Origin of the sequence: Atribacter sp. (assembly GCF_035418125.1) — a bacterium.
GTDB lineage: Bacteria > Atribacterota > Atribacteria > Atribacterales > Atribacteraceae > Atribacter > Atribacter allofermentans.
The window spans coordinates 1-4,600 of sequence record NZ_DAOLQM010000178.1 but is presented as its reverse complement, the minus strand read 5'-3'; the positions used below and the strand labels follow the sequence as shown (position 1 = coordinate 4,600).

The 4,600-nt window shown below is 40.2% G+C and carries 3 protein-coding genes; 1 reads left to right on the top strand and 2 read right to left on the bottom strand.

The annotated features are described in order from the left end of the window. Positions 1 to 2,047 (bottom strand): PAS domain S-box protein (locus PLK24_RS08635; RefSeq protein ID WP_324478209.1); only part of this gene is annotated, 2,047 nt, incomplete at its 3' end. Between the two features lie 353 nt (positions 2,048 to 2,400). Further along, complete coding sequence (locus PLK24_RS08630; RefSeq protein ID WP_324478207.1) at positions 2,401 to 3,540, bottom strand: PQQ-dependent sugar dehydrogenase; 1,140 nt, start codon at positions 3,538 to 3,540, stop codon at positions 2,401 to 2,403. A 369-nt stretch (positions 3,541 to 3,909) separates the two neighbouring features. Between PLK24_RS08630 and PLK24_RS08625 the strand changes: the two genes are divergently transcribed. Continuing rightward, positions 3,910 to 4,600: hypothetical protein (locus PLK24_RS08625; protein ID WP_324478205.1), on the top strand; the 691-nt coding region annotated here is incomplete at its 3' end.

Genomic DNA, 4,600 nt, shown 5'->3' with positions numbered 1-4,600 from the left:
AAAAATCGTACCATTCCTCATTCCCAATATGGAGGGAGCGATTAAAAATTTCTAAAACTCCAAACAATCTCCCTTTGGCTAAAAGAGGCACAGCGTAATATGAAACAAAACTTTCATTACGGAAAAGTTTGGTTTGATAGTAAGTGCCATGATCGCTAACATTTGGAATGGAAATGATTTGACGTTCCAAAGCAGCTTGGCCGGCAAAAGCGCCGCCTAATTTCAAAGACGTTTTTTCAATAATAGGAGTGCGAAAACCAATTCCCGCAGCATAGACTAAAGTTTGTCGCTGAGGGTCAAAACGCAACAAAGCGGCAGCATCGACTTCTAACCGTTGAACAATCTGCTCCAAGGCGATTTTTTGAGCCAACATTGGTTCACTGCTTCCTGAAATAGCCATATCGATGGTACGTAAAGCTTGGATATGTTTGAGGCGTTGTTCGGTTTCTTCAAATAAACGGGCATTTTCTAAGGATGATGCTGCATGATGAGCTATGGTTTGGAATAATTCTAAGCGCTCTGGATGAAAGAAACCCGGTGTTTTACTGTAAAGATTCAACGTTCCAAAAGTCCGACCACGACTGATGAGGGGGAAAGCAGCAGAAGTTACAAAACCAGCTTGCATAGCTTGTTCTTTCCAAGGGGTAAAAGAAGGATCGGTGGTGCTTTCTTCAACAATTTGATAAGTCCCACTCCGGATTGCCCGACCGGAAGGTCCCTGCCCTTCAGGAGTTTCGTCCCAGCGTATTTTTATTTGCTTGGGGTAAGGATGTTCTAATGGGTATTGGGCAATAATTTTTATTCGACCACCTGATTCAGCCTGAGCCAACCAAGCTAAACAAACACCAAACCTTTCAACACAAGTCTGCACAATTTCGTCAGCTTTTTCTTTAAGGTTCAATGTTAAGGTAAATTGTTGTGATAAATCAAATAAAACACTTAAGGTGTTAACTTGTTCTTTAATTTGATTTTCGCTTTTTCTTTGTTCAGTTATATCTTCACCAGCACTGAGAACACCAATGATTTTCCCGGTGTTGTCGTATAAAAAAGTATTTTGCCAAGAAACGAGTATTTCTTCATTAGCTTTGTTTATAATGTTATTTTCGTGCTGATTGAAAGGCTTCATCTCACCCGAGATGATGTTTTTGAAATATAACCTTAAAGAATCCCTTATGCTTTTTGGTATGAAAAAATCGTACCAATTTTTTCCAATGATTTCCTCAGCTTCGAAACCAAGAATTTCTCGCCCTTTCCGGTTGATGAGCGTCACTCTTCCTTGATTGTCTAAAGCAACAATAATGACTTGTACCAATTCCAGATAGGTTTGGGCTCGTTTCCACTCACTCTGCAAGGCTTCTTCCATTTGCTTCTTCATAGTGATATCCCGTCCGGTTCCAAGAAAAAGTCCATTTTGAATTTTAGTGATAGTTACCTCGAAAAGAATTTCACGACCTTTAGTATCGCGAAGAGACCATTCCCCCGATTGAGGGTCCACGTTTTCTAATTGATTTATTTGTTCAGGGCGAGGGATAATGAATTCCTTTAAGTTTTTGGACATAAGTTGGTTGCGACTATATCCAATCAGATTGCTAGCAACATTATTACAATTAACAATTTTTCCTTCATTATCAACAATCAGGATGGCATCGTTAGCTTGCTCAAAAAGTTGTCGGTAAAGATTCTCGCTTTCCTTTAATTTGAGATTTTGACTTTCAAAATAATTGTACAAGATGACCAGCATTAAGCCGATTACCAAATAGGAGGATAAACTCACGATGAGATCTTGAAGGAGAGTATGGTGATGGGTGACTGATGAGAAAATTACAAGAATAACGCTCCAAATGCTGGATAATATCCCCCCAATTACTTCCCAACGGTAGGCGCTAATCATGATAAAGGGCAGAATTATTATTATAGTAATTGTGGTGAGGAAATAATACGCTCCTAAAAGAAGGAAGACAGCATAAAGACTAATAAAAATGGTAAATAGAGTTGGAGTGACTTGAGAGAGCTGAATTTTTTTAAATAAAGACGACAACAATTTCATTATTTATCCATTGTTAAGATTTTTTTAATTAAAAATTTCAATTATTTAAATTAGAGTGAGTTCCTAAACTTATAAAGAGACCAGTAATGAATAATGAATTGATGAAATTCTAGGATGAGTTGAATTGGTTATTTTTCCCAAAAAAGTTCGCTCAGCTATAAGGCGTTTCTGATATCTTTGTCGAGATTTTATCCCACATCTTTCCTAAATAATATCGGCAAAATAACGAAAATCTTTAGTCCATTTAAAATGGAAATGAAATTATTCGATTAGATAAAATTCTTGAATAAACAAAACAGAGAAAGGGAGAAAAACATCGCTAATCATCTTTTTCTTTTGAAATGACAAAGATATTATGGAAAAATCAAACGCCAGATGGTATCGTCACCTGGTCGAGGCCGCCCTCTTCCATCGCGATTACTGGTTAAAAGGTATAAATTGCCATCTGAGCCCTCTACTACATCTCGTAATCTTCCCAAAAGACCAGTTGACGAGTCGCTGGCGAACCACCGCTCTATTTCCTTGACTTGGTAGTCGCCATCTTCGATCTCTAAGATAATCCTGAGCAAGACTTGGCTTCTTAGGGAGGCAACAAAAAGATTATTCCGGAAAAAAGTCATTCCGGCTGGAGGAGTTGAGTTTTGCCAGAAGACAATCGGCCCGATGAAAGTAGGATTTTGGTGAATTCCTATTTCTATAGGCCACCCATAATTTCCTCCTGGGGTGATCAGATTGATTTCATCATGACCCCGCCATCCCTGTTCGCCAGATGGTCCGTGTTCGGAGGAAAAGAGATCACCGGTTTCGGGATGCCAAGCTAAACCTTGCGGGTTACGATGTCCATAGGAGTAAACCGGCGACCCGGGAAAAGGGTTATCATCGGGTATCTTTCCATCGGGAGTAAGACGAAGAATTTTACCACCCCAGGAATTGAGGTCCTGAGCTAGCTCGCCCTGAAAGGTTTCTCCAGTTGTGGCATAAAGCATTCCATCCGGTCCAAAAGCTATCCGGCCGCCATTATGATTCCGTCCTCCCGGGATATTATCAAAAATAACTCGTTCAAAAACTGCCCTATTTCCTTGGTCACGAAGCAATATTATCCGATTAACCAAGCCGGTTGCTCCCTGGATGGTATGCATCGCATAGAGATAAGGTTCTTCTGGATAATTGGGATGGAGGGCCAGACCCATTAACCCTCCCTCTCCAATATGGGTTACCTCAAGAATTACATAGGGTTCTTCTCGAAGATTTCCGTTTTCGATCAACCGAATTCTTCCCGGGCGCTCACTTACCAAGGCTCGATTGTTGGGGAGGAAAACCAAAGACCAGGGGATTTCCAAGTTCTCAACCCATCGTTCGACTTTGATACCGGGAGGCTCTGGAACCATTCTCTCGGAAAAGTCTTCAGCTGCTAAAAGTGTAGCGGAAGAGCAAGCAAATATGCCGAGAAACATCAAAATACTAAAAATTCTATTTATCATTAACTTATTCATTTTTCTCACTCCTTAAATTCCAAGGGTTCATCCAATCTTGGTTCTGATCCTGGCTTTGAATGAAATGAAATCTTTTAATTTTCCCCTCAAGGTATTCATCTTATTTCTTAGAACTAAATAAAGGTGAAAGCACTTGCTCCCATGGTTTTTACCGGTTATTGGCCGGCAGGCATCAGTCGTTCCTGATTTCATCTTTCTCGCTGTTTATGAAAATTGAATTACAGAATAAAAGAAGAATTAAAGGGATATTATTCCAGATAATTTGAAGGCTGAAAAATATATTTTTGAGTTGGCTTTCTTTGCATTATTGTAAAATTGTAAAATGATTTAGAAAGGATAAAATAAGTGATAAATTAAGGAGGTGGTATTGTGATCGAATTACCGGAAGCGGTGAATATGGCTGGTCAATTGGGAACAACTTTCTCAGGAAAAAGAATTACGAGTGTAATTACTGAGCAAACTCCTCATAAATTAGCTTGGTATTTTGGAAAACCGGCTGAATATCCTGATCTGCTTAATCATAAAAGATGTGGAGAGGCCCGCGGTTTTGGCAGCATGGTTGAAATGGATGTTGAGGAGAATCGACTTTTGTTTACTGAGGGGGTAAATCTGAGATTGCTCCAAGAAGGCGAATCCCGTCCAGCCCGTCATCAACTCCTTATTGAGTTTGACGATCGTACCGCACTGTGCGCTTCAGTCCAGATGTATGGAGGATTAGGAGCATTCCCTGCTGGCGAATTGGATAATCCTTACTATTTAATTGCCAAGGAAAAGACCTCCCCCCTTTCACCTGATTTTAATGAGAGTTATTTTTATCAAATCATTTCTCCTTCAGATGCACAGAAACTCAGCCTCAAGGCATTGCTGGCTACTAAACAAAGAATTCCCGGTCTCGGGAATGGCGTGTTGCAGGATATTCTTTTCAATGCCAAAATGCATCCCAAGCGAAAAGTTAACCGTCTTTCCGAGGATGATAAAAAAGCCTTGTTTCAGGCGGTTCGATCCACGCTTACGGCTATGACAGAAAACGGCGGACGTGATACTGAGTTGGATCTCTTCG